This is a genomic window from Actinomadura luzonensis (genome assembly GCF_022664455.2).
In the GTDB taxonomy this organism is placed as follows: Bacteria; Actinomycetota; Actinomycetes; order Streptosporangiales; family Streptosporangiaceae; genus Nonomuraea; species Nonomuraea luzonensis.
This window is the reverse complement of the sequence record NZ_JAKRKC020000003.1, coordinates 508,009-522,381: the sequence shown is the minus strand read 5'-3', so window position 1 is coordinate 522,381 and position 14,373 is coordinate 508,009. Positions and strand designations below refer to the sequence as shown.

The 14,373-nt window shown below is 71.4% G+C and carries 12 protein-coding genes; 8 read left to right on the top strand and 4 right to left on the bottom strand.

What is annotated here, in order from left to right; genetic code table 11:
* Window positions 1-138 precede the first annotated feature (138 nt).
* Window positions 139-786, bottom strand: coding sequence for an FHA domain-containing protein (locus MF672_RS47480; protein ID WP_242378990.1), 648 nt, complete (start codon window positions 784-786; stop codon window positions 139-141).
* 181 nt (window positions 787-967) lie between these two features.
* On the opposite strand from MF672_RS47480, the gene MF672_RS47475 reads away from it, so the two are divergent.
* The 4 genes from MF672_RS47475 to MF672_RS47460 all read left to right on the top strand — a co-directional run bounded on the left by MF672_RS47475 (window position 968) and on the right by MF672_RS47460 (window position 4,897).
* Window positions 968-2,089 (top strand): citrate/2-methylcitrate synthase, encoded by a 1,122-nt coding sequence (locus MF672_RS47475; RefSeq protein ID WP_242378977.1) that lies wholly within the window; start codon window positions 968-970, stop codon window positions 2,087-2,089.
* Between the two features lie 70 nt (window positions 2,090-2,159).
* Window positions 2,160-2,456, top strand: coding sequence for a DUF3017 domain-containing protein (locus MF672_RS47470; RefSeq protein WP_242378971.1), 297 nt, complete (start codon window positions 2,160-2,162; stop codon window positions 2,454-2,456).
* A gap of 53 nt (window positions 2,457-2,509) precedes the next feature.
* The gene (locus MF672_RS47465) at window positions 2,510-3,724 is read left to right on the top strand and encodes an NADP-dependent isocitrate dehydrogenase (RefSeq protein ID WP_242378967.1); all 1,215 of its coding nucleotides are present in this window, start codon (window positions 2,510-2,512) and stop codon (window positions 3,722-3,724) included.
* 168 nt (window positions 3,725-3,892) lie between these two features.
* Entirely contained in the window at window positions 3,893-4,897 is a 1,005-nt protein-coding gene (locus tag MF672_RS47460; protein ID WP_242378964.1) for a polysaccharide deacetylase family protein, read from the top strand.
* Between the two features lie 14 nt (window positions 4,898-4,911).
* Here MF672_RS47460 and MF672_RS47455 read toward each other — a convergent pair whose 3' ends face one another.
* Window positions 4,912-6,582: a hypothetical protein gene (locus MF672_RS47455; RefSeq protein ID WP_242378961.1), complete on the bottom strand. Its 1,671-nt coding sequence runs from the start codon at window positions 6,580-6,582 to the stop codon at window positions 4,912-4,914.
* A 145-nt stretch (window positions 6,583-6,727) separates the two neighbouring features.
* On the opposite strand from MF672_RS47455, the gene MF672_RS47450 reads away from it, so the two are divergent.
* Window positions 6,728-7,195 (top strand): hypothetical protein, encoded by a 468-nt coding sequence (locus tag MF672_RS47450; RefSeq protein ID WP_242378959.1) that lies wholly within the window; start codon window positions 6,728-6,730, stop codon window positions 7,193-7,195.
* Window positions 7,196-7,208: 13 nt separating this feature from the next.
* On the opposite strand, the gene MF672_RS47445 is transcribed toward MF672_RS47450, so the two are convergent.
* A complete protein-coding gene (locus MF672_RS47445; RefSeq protein WP_242378957.1) occupies window positions 7,209-8,336 on the bottom strand; it encodes a saccharopine dehydrogenase family protein in 1,128 nt (375 codons plus the stop codon).
* 180 nt (window positions 8,337-8,516) lie between these two features.
* Here MF672_RS47445 and MF672_RS47440 point away from each other — a divergent pair, with 180 nt between their 5' ends.
* Both MF672_RS47440 and MF672_RS47435 read left to right on the top strand, forming a co-directional pair.
* Window positions 8,517-10,676, top strand: coding sequence for a serine/threonine-protein kinase (locus tag MF672_RS47440; RefSeq protein WP_247815795.1), 2,160 nt, complete (start codon window positions 8,517-8,519; stop codon window positions 10,674-10,676).
* Between the two features lie 59 nt (window positions 10,677-10,735).
* The gene (locus tag MF672_RS47435; RefSeq protein WP_242373830.1) at window positions 10,736-11,722 is read left to right on the top strand and encodes a malate dehydrogenase; all 987 of its coding nucleotides are present in this window, start codon (window positions 10,736-10,738) and stop codon (window positions 11,720-11,722) included.
* Between the two features lie 293 nt (window positions 11,723-12,015).
* On the opposite strand, the gene galE is transcribed toward MF672_RS47435, so the two are convergent.
* The gene (gene galE, locus MF672_RS47430) at window positions 12,016-12,963 is read right to left on the bottom strand and encodes a UDP-glucose 4-epimerase GalE (protein ID WP_242373829.1); all 948 of its coding nucleotides are present in this window, start codon (window positions 12,961-12,963) and stop codon (window positions 12,016-12,018) included.
* Between the two features lie 86 nt (window positions 12,964-13,049).
* Here galE and MF672_RS47425 point away from each other — a divergent pair, with 86 nt between their 5' ends.
* The gene (locus MF672_RS47425) at window positions 13,050-14,363 is read left to right on the top strand and encodes a hemolysin family protein (protein ID WP_242373828.1); all 1,314 of its coding nucleotides are present in this window, start codon (window positions 13,050-13,052) and stop codon (window positions 14,361-14,363) included.
* Window positions 14,364-14,373: the final 10 nt, after the last annotated feature.

The window sequence follows — 14,373 nt, the reverse complement described above, 5'->3', positions numbered from 1 at the left end:
GGCGGCCGTCACCGGATCTCACCGAGATCCGGTGCGCGGCGCTCGCCGCTGCTCTGATCCGCGCTGTTCCGCACGGTGTTGTCCAGGCTCCGACGCTGCCGGAACCCCTCGCCGTAGCCCCGGTCGCGATCCGGCCGGTTACGAAGCCCTGCGCCCCGCCGCCGAAGGCTGCTCGGCGGGAGCTCCCGAGGACCGCTGTGGGGGAACCACGGGGGTCGGGCGGACCAGCCCGAGCGCCACGACCTCGTTGGCGAGGCGGGTGCGCCGGTTGGTGCCCTCCGGGATGCGGAACTTCTGGTACAGCCGCAGCAGATGCTGCTTGACCGCGGCTTCGGTCACGACCAGGTCGTCGGCGATCTCGCGTGCGGTCGCCGGGGCGACGAACGCCTCGTCGGACAGCGCCGGCCGGCAGAGCGAGGTCAGCACGTCGACCTCGCGCCTGGTCAGCTCGGGCGCCGCCGCCCTGCGCAGCTCGACCTCGGGGGTGAAGTCCTCACGGGGGACTCCACCGATGCGACCCCGCGCCGCGCCGAACGAGACGACGTCACCGTCGTCAAGGACCCTCCGGGCGATCGGCCTGCCGTTCACCCGCGTGCCGTTCCTGGACAAGCCCAGGTCCACGACGTACAGGTAGGGTCCTCGTCTGACGAACTCGGCATGGAGTCGAGACACGCTGGGATCGGTGAGCCGGATGTCGACACCCCGCCCTCTTCCGACCGTCGTGATCTCGGGGCGCAACGGGATCACCTCACCGGTGTCCTCGATGCGTATGAACGGCCCCTCCACGGCAGTTCCTCCCCAGGTAGCCCGCCGTAACTATTACTACAGCTCCGGCTTACCCAAACGAGGGGATGCGGAATCTCCTTTGCCGAAAGGAGAATCGCCGGTGAAATTGGTCTGGACCTTCGCGGACGGTTTTACCTGCTCACGGGTAGACTTCGGAGGAAGATAAGCGGAGGAAGCACTCATGGCGGACAAGCCCACGAAAGGTCTGGCCGATGTCGTAGCCGCGTCCACAGCGCTGAGCGACATTGACGGAAAGGCCGGTCGCCTCTTCTATCGCGGATACGACATCCACGATCTGGCCGGCCGCGCCACGTTCGAAGAGACCGCGCACCTGCTCCAACGCGGCAAGCTGCCCACCCGCGCCGAGCTCGCCGCCTACGGCGAGGAGCTGGCGGCAGGGCGTGAGCTCGGGCCGCTGGTCGCGGCGAACATCGCCGAGATCGCCGAGAAGCAGAAACCCATGGAGGCGCTGCGCTCCCTCGTCTCGCTGTCGGCCGCCGACGACCCCGACAAGGACTCCATCGCCCCCGACGCCAACCTGCGCAAGGCCGCCCGGCTCACCGCGCAGCAGCCCGTGCTCGTCGCCCGCTACCACGCCGCCCGCACCGGCGGCAGCGTCCCCGACGCCGACCCCGAGCTGAGCATCGCGGCCAACTTCCTGCTCCAGGTCACCGGCCGCCGGCCCGGCCCGCGCGAGGTCGAGATCTTCGACGAGTGCCTGGTGCTGCACGCCGACCACACCATGAACGCCTCCACGTTCGCCGCCCGGGTGTGCGCCGCGACGCTGTCGGACATGCACTCCGCCATCGTCGCCGCCATCGGCACCCTCAAGGGCCCGCTGCACGGCGGCGCGAACGAGCAGGTCATGAAGACGCTGGAGTCGATCCCGCCGGACGGCGTGGCGCAGGCCGTCCGCGACAAGCTCGCCAAGGGCGAGAAGATCATGGGCTTCGGCCACCGCGTCTACAAGACCGAGGACCCGCGCGCCACCCACCTGCGCAGGATGTCCGCCGAGCTGGCCGAGGCCACCGGCGACGACACGTACTACCGGATGTCCAAGGAGATGGAAGAGGTCGTCCTCGACACCAAGGGCCTCTACCCGAACGTCGACTTCTACGCCGCTTCGGTCTACCACTACCTCGGCATCCCGACCGACCTGTTCACGCCGGTCTTCTCGATCAGCCGCATGTCCGGCTGGACGGCGCATGTCATCGAGCAGCACGCCGACAACCGCCTCATCCGCCCGGACAGCGAGTACATCGGCGAGACCGACCAAAAGTGGAAGCCGATCGACGAGCGATGAGCCTGGGCCGGAGAGCGCGAGGAACGATGCCAACGCAGGCCCGTAGCGAATGCGACAGTGAGCACGAGCGTTGAGTGACAAAGGAACCGAGAGCTGGGGGCCGTACCCGCTGATCCTGGCGGGTGCGGCCGTCGGCGTGTCCGTGATCTTCGTGGTGGATCCGCGCTGGGGCGGATTCGCGCTGGGGGCGGTCATCATGATCGCCGCCGCGCTGCGTTTCGCCGGCTACGCCGGCCAGCTCGCGATCAGGAGCAAGAGGACCGACGTCACCACGCTGGCCGTCTTCGGCTTCGTGCTGGTCCTGACCTCGCTGCTGCTGGACAACGACCAGCTCAAGGCAACGATCCTGTCCCTTTTCGCCCGATGACCTGGCCGTCCGATAGCCTCAACGCATCCATTCATCGAAGGGGAACCATTCGCATGCCCAAGATCAAGGTGGAGGGTCCGGTCGTCGAGCTTGACGGCGACGAGATGACCCGGATCATCTGGCAGTTCATCAAGGACCAGCTGATCCTTCCCTACCTCGACGTCGACCTGAAGTACTACGACCTCGGCATCGAGCACCGAGACGCGACGGACGACCAGGTCACCATCGACGCCGCCAACGCGATCAAGCAGTACGGCGTCGGTGTGAAGTGCGCCACCATCACCCCGGACGAGGCGCGGGTCGAGGAGTTCGGTCTCAAGAAGATGTGGAAGTCCCCCAACGGGACCATCCGCAACATCCTCGGCGGCGTGATCTTCCGCGAGCCCATCATCATGTCGAACGTGCCGCGGCTCGTCCCGGGCTGGACCAAGCCGATCGTGGTCGGCCGGCACGCCTTCGGCGACCAGTACCGCGCCACCGACCTGAAGATCCCTGGCGAGGGCACGCTGACGCTGACGTACACGCCGAAGGACGGCTCCGAGCCGATCGAGCTGGACGTCTACGACTTCCCCGGCGCCGGCGTCGCCCTGGCGATGTACAACCTGGACGAGTCGATCCGCGACTTCGCCCGCGCGTCCTTCCGCTACGGCCTCTCGCGCAACTTCCCCGTCTACCTCTCGACGAAGAACACCATCCTCAAGGCCTACGACGGCCGCTTCAAGGACATCTTCGCCGAGGTCTTCGAGAGCGAGTTCAAGGCCGACTTCGAGCAGGCCGGCCTCACCTACGAGCACCGTCTCATCGACGACATGGTCGCCGCGGCGCTCAAGTGGGAGGGCGGCTACGTCTGGGCCGCCAAGAACTACGACGGCGACGTGCAGTCCGACACGGTCGCGCAGGGCTTCGGCTCGCTCGGCCTGATGACCTCGGTGCTCATGACCCCCGACGGCCGCACCGTCGAGGCCGAGGCCGCGCACGGCACGGTCACCCGCCACTACCGCCAGCACCAGCAGGGCAAGCCGACCTCCACCAACCCGATCGCCTCGATCTTCGCGTGGACCCGCGGCCTGGCCCACCGCGGCAAGCTGGACAACACGCCCGCGGTCACCGAGTTCGCCAACACCCTGGAGCGGGTCTGCGTCGAGACCGTCGAGGGCGGCCAGATGACCAAGGACCTGGCGCTGCTGGTCGGCGGCGACGCCGAGTGGCTGACCACCCAGGACTTCCTGGGCGCGCTGGACGAGAACCTCAAGAAGAAGATGGGCTGAAGACCTCATCCCTCATCCGGCGAGGGGCCGCCCGCGGGCGGCCCCTTTCCCATGTCTTGACGGTCACGCGGCGTGGCGCAGTTGATCAGTTGGGTAAGAGCCCCCTCGTAACAGTCGTACGCGTCTCGGGGGGTTCGAATGCGACTGCGTGTTCTAGGGGGATTGGGGGTGCTTGCCGCCGCGACGATCCTGACGACGGGGTGCGACTCGCAGCCCGCCAACACCGTCAAGATGGCGGACAGCAAGAGCGACGCGGCCGCCAAGGCCAAGGCGAGCAAGGCCGCCAAGATCCAGCGCGCCGCCAGGGCCAAGGCCAACGAGCTCGGCCAGATCCCGGTGCTGATGTTCCACCGCATCGTGGTCAAGCCGGCCACGACCGACGACCGCTCGCCGGCGCAGTTCCGCGCCGACCTGGAGCGGCTGGTCAAGGAGAACTACGTGCCGATCACCGCCGCCGAGATGGTGGCCGGCAAGATCGACATTCCGGCGGGCAAGCATCCCGTGGTCCTGACCTTCGACGACTCCTCGCCCTCGCAGCTCACGCTCAACGAGGTCGGCGTGCCGCAGAAGGACACGGCGGTGGCCATACTCAAGGAGGTCGCCGCGCGGCACCCGGGCTTCCGCCCGGTCGCCACGATGTACGTCACGCGCGACATGTTCGGCAAGATCGGCCGCGAGGAGCAGGCGCAGACGCTGCAGTGGCTGAAGGACAACGGCTTCGACCTCGGCAACCACACCCGCGACCACATCAACCTGCGGGGCCGTTCGCAGAAGGAGGTCGAGGAGCAGATCGGCTCGATCGGCAGGGAGATCACCTCGCTGTCGTCGGTGAAGCCCACCACCATCGCGCTGCCGTACGGCAACCAGCCGAAGAAGCCGGAGTGGGCGCTGCGCGGCAAGGGCTACAACCACACGGGCGCGTTCCTCGCCGGCTACACGCCCGCGCCGGCGCCGTTCAGCAAGGCCTTCAACGCGAGCGGCATCCCGCGCATCAAGGTGATGGAGAAGAAGGGCGACTGCGCCCAGTTCTGCTCGGACGCCTGGCTGGACTGGCTCAACAAGAACCCGGACATGCGCTACACCTCCGACGGCGACGCCGGCACGGTGGCGTACCCGAAGTTCAAGAACCCGTACCTGCGCAAGACCTTCGCCACCTGGGCCCTGCCCTACTGACGGCCCCGCCGGAGTCAGCGGGACACGCCGAACGCCAGGCCGAGCGGCTCCCCTGGCAGCACGTCGCCCAGCGGGCGGGCCCGGCCCGTCCGCGGGTCGACCAGGTGGTAGGAGTCGTCGGAGCCGGAGATCCGCACCAGCAGCCGGCCATCGGCGTGCCAGCCCAGGGCCTCGGCGGCGCCGTCGTGCTCCGGCAGGCGCAGCCCGGCCCGCCGGCGCACCTTGCCGTCGCGCGGGTCCAGCGTCAGCACCTCGTCCTCGCTGAGCGCGACCAGGTCGCGTCCGTCGGGGGTGAGCAGCGCCTCCAGCGCGGGGTCGAACGGCGCCCGCGCCCGCACCGATCCCCGCAGGTCGAACGTGAGCAGCTCGGCACGGGCCGGGCGGCTGCCGGGGAGCGCGCGCGGAGCGGTGGCGGCCACCACGCCGCCGGGGCCGACGCCGAGCACCCGCCGCGCGCCGGGCAGGGGCACGCGGGCGCCGGTGGCGGTGTCGATCAGCTCCATGCCGGTCGGCGCCGTGTCGATCAGCTTCGTGCCGATCAGCTTCGCGCCGGTCGGCTTCGTGCCGACGACCGCTTGCCGGCCGTCGCGTGACAGCATCACCTCGGGCGGGGCGAGGCCGGTCAGCGGGCCGGTGAGCGCGCGCGGCGGTTCGGGCGTCGCCAGGCCGTGCACGACCAGGCTGTGGGTGGCGTCGTCCAGGTAGACGACGGTGCGCCCGTCGCCGCTGAAGGCGAAGGGCGCGCGATGGTGCGCGCCGGGCACGGCGTTGGCCGCCCGGTTCATCCGGAACGCCTGGCCGCCGGTGATCAGGGTCCATCTGCCGTTCAGCACGCGGGCGAAGGGGACGGCCTGCGCGAGGTGCGCGGCGGGGCGCGGCCCGGCGACGCGGGGGAGGGCGTCCAGCGGGCCGAAGGCCAGGGTGGTGGCCAGCGCGGCGCCGCCCAGCGCCAGGCCCGTGGCGACGGGCCGCCACGCCGACCTCCTGGCCGACGTCCGTACCTGGTGAGGGACCGCGCTCATGATCCAGCCGAGGACCGGCAGCAGGCCGCCGGCCAGCAGCCAGAGCTCCGGGGGCGTCCGGTCAGGGCTCGCGTACGCCGAGGTCCACACGGCCACGGCCGACCCCGCCGCGACCATCGAGCGCGCGGACCTGGACCGCGTGCCCAGCTCGGCCCCGACCAGGTCCGCCGGCCCCTGCGGCACCGGCCACCTGTGAAGGCCGCGCACGGTCGCCTGCACGGCGGCCACGACGACGAGCGCCGCCACCGCCGCCGGCCAGGACCCCGGCGCCGCCACAAGGGCGCTCACGGCGGTGCCGCAGGCGAAGAGGGCGCAGCTCGTCCAGGTCACGGTGAGCACCGGAGGGAGGATCCGCAGGCCCAGCGGCCTCCGCCGCCCCGAGCGGTGCCGGCCGAGCGCGAGCTCGCCGGCCAGGGCGCCGAGCAGCCAGCCCGTGAGCGGGAGGTAGGGGCCCAGGGACGACGACCCGGGGGCGCCGGCGAGCGGCAGCAGCGCCAGGCCCCCGGCGGCGCCCATCCACCGCCATCGCCGGGTGACCTGGAGGTAGCGCAGAATGGCGGTGCCGTTGGCGGGGGTGATGAGCGCCGATTGGCGGCGGGCGTACCGCTCGGCGTCCTTGCGGTGCAGCGGGGAGTTCGCCGACGCGCCCGCTATCGGGATCACGACCCCGCAAAGAATGACTAATCCGACTAACACCGATAAATGTCTTTCGCCACGCCCGGAAAAGTAGCAGAATGCCGCTTCGCTGAGCGGAGGGGCTGGTGTGATTTCCGACGATGTGTGGTTGCGGCTGGATCACGGCGCGGGAATGACGCGTGGATTCGCCTATGGTCGCTGGTTCCTGGCCGGGCTCGCGCTGGCGCTGGTGGCCGCGGTCTGGGTGAGCGGCGCGGTCACGCCCCGCCTGCGGGTGGACCGCGACGGCATCCCCGGCACGGACGTGATCAGGGACGCGTTCGGCCGGCCCGAGGCGCTGCGGCTCACCGTCACCCGCGTCGTCGTCAACGACGGCTGGCTCCCCCTCACGGTCACCGGCGTCGCCGTGCCGCGCGACGACGCCTACGAGCTGGAGAGCGCCGGCGCGCCGGGCCGGCTCCCGGAGACCGTCGGCCCCGGCTCCTCGCTGACGCTGGAGGTCACGCTGTCGGTCGTGGACTGCCCGGCGGTCGCGGAGCGCGGAGTGACGCTGGTGGTCGAGGCGGAGACCTGGCTCGGGCCCACGGAGGCGGAGCTGCCGGCCGCCCCGGAGGAGCGGCAGCGGCTGCCGTGCGGGTGACGCCAGGCCCTCGTCAGGACCGGGTGCTGAAGGTGATGCCCGCGCGCACCAGGCGGTCGATGAGGGCCTGGCCCATCGCGGCAGCCGTGGTGAGCTGGCCCGCGCGGTCCGGCAGGTCGTCGAAGGCCAGGCAGAGGGCCGACTCGCCGAGCATCTTGGCGGTCTCGTCGTAGCCGGGGTCGCCGCCCGCGACCTCCGTGACCACGCGCTCGCCCCCGCCCTCGCCGAGGAACGTCACCCGGAACCAGCTCCTGGCCCGCTGCTCCGGCGACGGGCCCGCGCCGGGACGCAGCCGGCCGCGGAGGAGGCCGCGGACCGGCGGGAGCGTCGCCGCGGCCGCGAGGGCCCCCGCGCCGCCCGCCACCGCCAGGGCCCGCGGCAGGGTGCGGACCGCGAAGTGCTGGCGGTAGGTGAAGTCCGGGCCGTAGCGGTCGAGCAGGCGGGCCGAGCGGCCGACGATGAGCGGGTCGAGCGTGGGCATCGGTAGCGCCCAGCCGCCCACGTACCGCGGCCCGCCGGGACGGGAGCTGATCCGGCGGCCCTTGGGGCGCGGCTCGACGGCCCGGCGGCGTGCCGCGGCCTCGGCCGCCTGCCTGGCCCGGCCCGCGACGGTGAGGACGGTGGACAGCGTGCCGCCGGACGGCCGGCCGTTCACCCGCAGGAAGCCGCTGACGGTCAGCGGGACGCCCTCGGGCAGCTTGCCGACCGTGTGCAGCACGCCGAGGTCCCACGGGACGGAGTCGAAGCCGCAGGCGTGCACGAGCTTGGCCCCGGTGCGGGCCGCCAGGTCGTGGTGCAGCAGGTACGTGCGGTCGACGAACTCGGGCTCGCCGGTCAGGTCCACGTAGTGGGTGCCGGCCTCGGCGCAGGCGGCCACCAGGGGCCCGCCGTGCGTGATGTACGGGCCGACCGTGGTGGCGAGGACACGGGTGCGCGCCGCGAGGTCGGCGAGCGCGGCGCGGTCGGCCGCGTCGGCGAGCAGGACGGGCACGCCGAGCCCCAGTCGCTCCAGCTTGGCCCGGTCGCGCCCGGCCACCGCCCAGCGCGTGCCGGGCGGCGCGGCCGAGGCCAGGTACGCGGCGGTCAGCGCCCCGGTGAAGCCGGTGGCGCCGAAGAGCACGATGTCGTAGGGACGCTCCATGATCCCGAGCCTGGCCGGGAAGTGGCCTCGATGCAAGGGTTTGCTTACTCGGTAGAATGCCCGTTTTTGTGACAAGCTGCGGCAAACCGTGACGTCACGAACGGTTAACGCTTCCCTGTGAAGTTGCCGGGCGTCGTAAAGTTTGCCTCGTTGGGCTTGAGTCAACGTGGGGACAGACGAATGCCGCAGATCGCGCCGCTGATGGCCGGCGATCCCACTCAGCTGGGGTCGTTCCGGCTGTCCGGACGCGTCGGCGAAGGCGGCCAAGGCATCGTCTACCTGGGCGTCAACGACGAGGGCGAGCGAGCCGCGATCAAGCTGCTGCACGTGAAGTTCTCCGGCGACACGATCGCCCGCTCGCGTTTCGCCCGCGAGCTGAAGGCGGCGCAGCGGGTGGCGTCGTTCTGCACGGCGCGGGTGATGGAGGCCGATCTCGACGGCGACACGCCGTACATCGCCAGCGAGTACATCGACGGCCGGTCACTGCGCGAGGTCGTCGAGACCGACGGGCCGCTGTCCGGCACGCCGCTCGACCGGCTGGCGATCGGCACCGCCACCGCGCTCACCGCCATCCACCACGCCCAGATCGTGCACCGCGACTTCAAACCGGACAACGTGCTCATCGCCGCCGACGGCCCGCGCGTGGTCGACTTCGGCATCGCCCGCATCATCGACTCCACCGGCACGATCACCAGCCGGGCCATCGGCACGCCCGCCTACATGGCCCCCGAGCAGATCGCCGGCGACGACATCGGCCCCTACACCGACGTCTTCTCGTGGGGCGCGACCATCGCCTTCGCGGCGACCGGCAAGACCGCCTTCGAGGGCAAGTCCATCGCGACGGTGCTCAACCGCATCCTCAACCACGAGGTGGACGTCGGCATGCTGCCGGAGCCGCTGCGCGGGGTGGTGGCCGCCGCGCTGTCCAAGGCGGCCGCCGAGCGGCCCTCGGCCGACCAGATCCTGCTGCGGCTGCTCGGGCAGTCCACCAACGTGGGCGCCTCCACCGCGGTGCTCACGCGCGGCGCGCAGGTCGCCACCGACGACACCACGCCGTTCAGCCGGGTGTCGGCGAAGTCCGTCACCGACCTGCCGACCCACCAGGGCGGCACGGCCTCCTCCCTCGCCCAGGCCGAGCGGGGGACGTCCGCCGAGCACGACCGGGCGGGGCAGCTCGGGCCGGCGGCCGAGGACGCGCGCGACACCACCGGCGGGCGGGCCCACGCCACCGCCGCCTCCGGCTCCCACTCGACCACCGGCCCGGGCGCTCACTCCACCACCGGCCCGGGCGCTCACTCCACCACCGGCCCGGGCTCCCGCTCCACCACCGGCCAGGGCGCGCGGGGCGGCGCCGGGCAGGGGCCGCTGGCGATCTCGGCCGCGCCGGGCGCGGAGCCGGTCGACGGCGGCCCGGCCGAGTCCGCGCCGTCCCCGTACCCCGTGCCCGGCGAGCCCGCGCCGCCGCGCCGCCGCCGGCTGCGGCTCTGGCTGGCCTTCGGCGCGGTGCTGACGCTGGTCGCCGCCGCCGCGATGACCGCCGCCATGAACGGCTGGCCGCTGGCCTTCCGGCAGCCGGTCACGCCGACGAGGACGCCGGTCGAGGGGCCGTCGTTCGCCTCGGTGGTGGACAAGGTCGCCACCACCGGCAAGATCGTCATCGGCGTCAAGGGCGACCTGCCGGGCGTCGGGCTGCAGAACGGCGACGCCTTCGACGGCTTCGACATCGAGCTGGCCAGGCGGCTCGCGGCCGGGCTCGGCGCCAAGGAGACCTCGTTCGTCCGGGTCAGCAGGGACGACCGGCCGACCGGGCTGGCCCAGGGCAAGCTCGACCTGGTCGTGGCGACGTACGTGATCGAACGAGACCGCGGCGCCTTCGCCGGCCCCTACTACCTGGCGCACCGCGACATCCTGGTCCGGTCGGGCAGCGGCATCGACAAGCTCGGCGACCTGACGGGCAAGCGGGTGTGCGCCCCCAACAGCCCGTCCGTGGGCGAGGTCCAGGACCGCGTGAAGGTCAAGCCCGTCGTGGCGGACAACTACGCCGAGTGCATGGACTACCTGCGCTCCGACAAGGTGGACGCGGTGCCGGGCGAGGACCTGATCCTGGCCGGCTTCGCCGACCGGGAGCCCCAGCGCTACAAGATCCTGGGCGCCAAGCTCAGCAACGAGCGCTACGGCGTCGGCATCCGCCCCGGCGACGCCGCCACCTGCAAGGCGGTCAACGGCATCATCGCCGACCTCTACCGCACCGGCGCGATGAAGGACCTCCTGACCCGCTATTTCGGCAAGGTGGACTTCGAACCCGAGCTTGGGCAACCCGCGATGGAAGCCTGCGGATGACGAGCGGGTAACATCCCGAACGTCAGACAAACATTCCGCTGCGAGTTAGGGGATAGGCCATGGCGTCGTCAGCCACTGCGCCCGTCAAGGTGACCGTCACCGGAGCCGCCGGCCAGATCGGCTACGCACTGCTGTTCCGCATCGCGTCGGGGCAGCTGCTCGGCGCCGACGTGCCGGTCAAGCTCAGCCTGCTGGAGATCCCGGCCGCCGTGAAGGCCGCCGAGGGCACCGCGATGGAGCTGGACGACTGCGCGTTCCCGCTGCTGTCCGGGATCGAGATCACCGACAGCCCCGACGTCGCGTTCGACGGGGCCAACGTCGCGCTGCTGGTCGGCGCCATGCCGCGCAAGGCCGGCATGGAGCGCGGCGACCTGCTCGGCGCCAACGGCGGCATCTTCGGCCCGCAGGGCAAGGCGATCAACGACCACGCCGCCGACGACATCCGCGTCCTGGTGGTGGGCAACCCGGCCAACACCAACGCGCTCATCGCCCAGCAGCACGCCCCCGACGTGCCGGCCGAGCGGTTCACCGCGATGACCCGCCTCGACCACAACCGCGCGCTGTCGCAGCTCGCGGCCAAGCTCCAGGTGCCGGTCACCGAGATCAGGAAGATGACGATCTGGGGCAACCACTCCGCCACCCAGTACCCCGACCTGTTCCACGCCGAGGTCGGCGGCAAGATCGCGGCCGAGCAGGTCGACCAGGAGTGGCTGAAGGACACCTTCATCCCGACCGTCGCCAAGCGCGGCGCGGCCATCATCGAGGCGCGCGGCGCCTCCTCGGCCGCCTCGGCCGCCAACGCCGCGATCGACCACGTGTACGACTGGGTCAACGGCACCGACTGGACCTCCGCCGCGGTCGTCTCCGACGGCTCCTACGGCGTGCCCGAGGGTCTCATCTCGTCGTTCCCGGTCCGCGCGGCCGGCGGCCGGTTCGAGATCATCCAGGGGCTGGAGATCGACGCCTTCTCGCGCGAGCGCATCGACGCCAGCGTGCGCGAGCTGGAGGAGGAGCGCTCCGCCGTCAAGGAGCTCGGCCTCATCTGAGCCGGGCCGGACGGCCGGTCCCGGTCGGGCCGGGGAACGTCACGCCCCTCGCCGTTCGCGGCGGGGGGCGTTCCCGCGCCGGGAGCGTCCCTAGCGCGGGATCGCGCCGCCGCTCTGCGCGGGACAGGTCGCCCGCGGGCCGCCCGGCGTCGCCTTCGGGGTGGCGAACACCACCCCGGCGGCGGCGAGCAGGCTGGCTCCCACGATGAGAGCGCCAAAGATCAGCTTCGTGACCCTTGGTGAAAAGCTCTTCACGTTTGGGTACTACAGCACAGATCCCGTACCCATGTGGGTCATTCGGTGGAAAGCGCCGCCCAGGCGTCGGAGACGATGTCGCGCAGCGCCGGCCGGTCGGCCTTCCAGCCCAGCTCGCGCTGGATCTTCGCGGACGAGGCCACCAGCACGGCCGGGTCGCCCGCCCGCCGCTCCGCGACGACCGCCGGGATCTCGTGCCCCGTGACCTCGCGGCAGACCGAGATCACCTCCCGCACGCTGAAGCCGGACCCGCTGCCTAGGTTGTAGATCTTGTGCTCGCCGGGCGTGATCGCCTCCAGCGCCAGCAGGTGGGCCCGCGACAGGTCGGTGACGTGCACGTAGTCGCGGACGCAGGTGCCGTCGGGAGTCGGGTAGTCGGTGCCGAAGACGTTCACCGCGTCGCGCTCGCCGGTGGCGACCTTGAGCACGTTCGGGATGAGGTGGGTCTCGACCGTGTGGCGCTCGCGGAAGCGGCCGTAGGCGCCGGCCACGTTGAAGTAGCGCAGGCTGACCGCGCCGAGGCCGCGCAGGCGCGCGAAGGCGGTCAGCGCGGTGTCGACGGCGAGCTTGGTGGCGCCGTAGGGGTTGGTCGGGCGCGTCGGGTCGCTCTCCTCGATGGGTGAGCGCTCCGGCTCCCCGTACGTCGCCGCCGTCGAGGAGAACACGATCCGGCCGACGCCCTTGTCCCGCATGGCCTCCAGCAGCGCCAGCGTGCCGCCGAGGTTGTTCGCCCAGTAGAGGTCCGGCTTCTCCACCGACTCGCCGACCAGCGACTTGGCCGCGAAGTGCAGCACCGCGTCCATGCCGTCGAGCGCGTCGCCGGCCTCGGCGATGTCCGCGCGCACGAAGCGGGCGCCCTCCGGCACCGCGTCCTGATGCCCGGTCGACAGGTCGTCGAGTACGGTCACCTCGTGTCCCGCCTCGACGAGTTGGGCCGCGACAACGCTGCCGACATACCCCGCTCCACCGGTGACCAGCAATCTCATGTGGACTCCTGTTCAAATATGTTTGATTTTGTAAGGCTTGCCGTTCAGCATACGCGGGAAAGCTGCCGTATACGCTGCCAACCACCATGTTTGACACCGTCGCGGCCAACATCGCCCTGGTCCTGCTGTTCATTCTGATCGGGGGGTTCTTCGCCGCCGCCGAGCTGGCGATGGTCTCCCTGCGCGAGAGTCAGATCCGCAAGCTCGCCGAGCGCGGCCGGCGCGGCGAGCGCGTGGCCAAGCTCGCCCGCGATCCCAACCGGTTCCTGTCCGCCGTGCAGATCGGCGTGACCGTGGCCACCATGTTGTCGGCCGCGTTCGGCGCCGACCGGCTCGGCGCGCAGCTCACGCCCGTGCTCGAAGGCTGGGGCGTGCCGCGGGCCATCGCGCCCGTCCTCGGGCTCGTCCTGGTCACACTGGCCATCTCGTACTTCTCGCTGGTGCTCGGCGAGCTGGCCCCGAAACGCCTGGCCCTGCAGCGCACCGAAGGGCTCTCGCTCTTCGTGGCGCCCTTCCTCGACTGGATCGCCCGGCTGTCGCGGCCCGTCATCTGGGCGCTGTCGAAGTCCACCGACGGCGTGGTCCGGCTGCTCGGCGGCAACCCGCAGGCCGACCGCGAGGAGGTCACCACCGAGGAGCTGCGCGACATGGTGGTCGGCCACACCGACCTGACCGCCGACGAGCGCAAGGTCATCGCCGAGGTCTTCGCCGCCGGCAAGCGGCAGCTCAGGGAGGTGATGCTGCCGCGCACCGAGGTCGAGTTCATGGAGGCCGACACGCCGCTGGCCGAGGCCGCCGCCCTCGCCGCCCGCCTGCCGCACTCCCGCTTCCCCGTCTACCGCACCTCGTACGACGAGATCATCGGCTTCGTGCACGTGCGCGACCTGCTCGACCCCGAGCTGTCCGGCCGCACCGAGCCGATCAGCGCGGTCGTGCCGATCCGGCCGGCCAAGTTCGTGCCCGCCTCCAAGCGCCTGCTCACCACGCTCAACGAGATGCGCGACGAGGGCCAGCACCTCGCCATCGTCGTCGACGAGTACGGCGGCACCGCCGGCATCGTCACCATGGAGGACCTGGTCGAGGAGCTGATCGGCGACATCAGGGACGAGTACGACATCGAGGACGACGTCGTCGTCCTGCCCGCCGGCGAGATCGAGATCGACGGCCTGACCAACCTCAACGACTTCGCCACCGAGACCGGCATCAAGCTGCCCGACGGCCCGTACGAGACGCTCGGCGGCTTCGTCATGGCCTGCCTGGGTCACGTGGCCGCCATCGGGGAGCGGGTGGAGCTGCCCGGCTTCGAGCTGGAGGTCATCGAGCTGGACGGGCGGCGTATCGCCAGGGTGAGGGTGAAACGCCGACCGGTCGCCGAGTCGCCGCAGGAGCAGGATTCCTGACACAATTGCC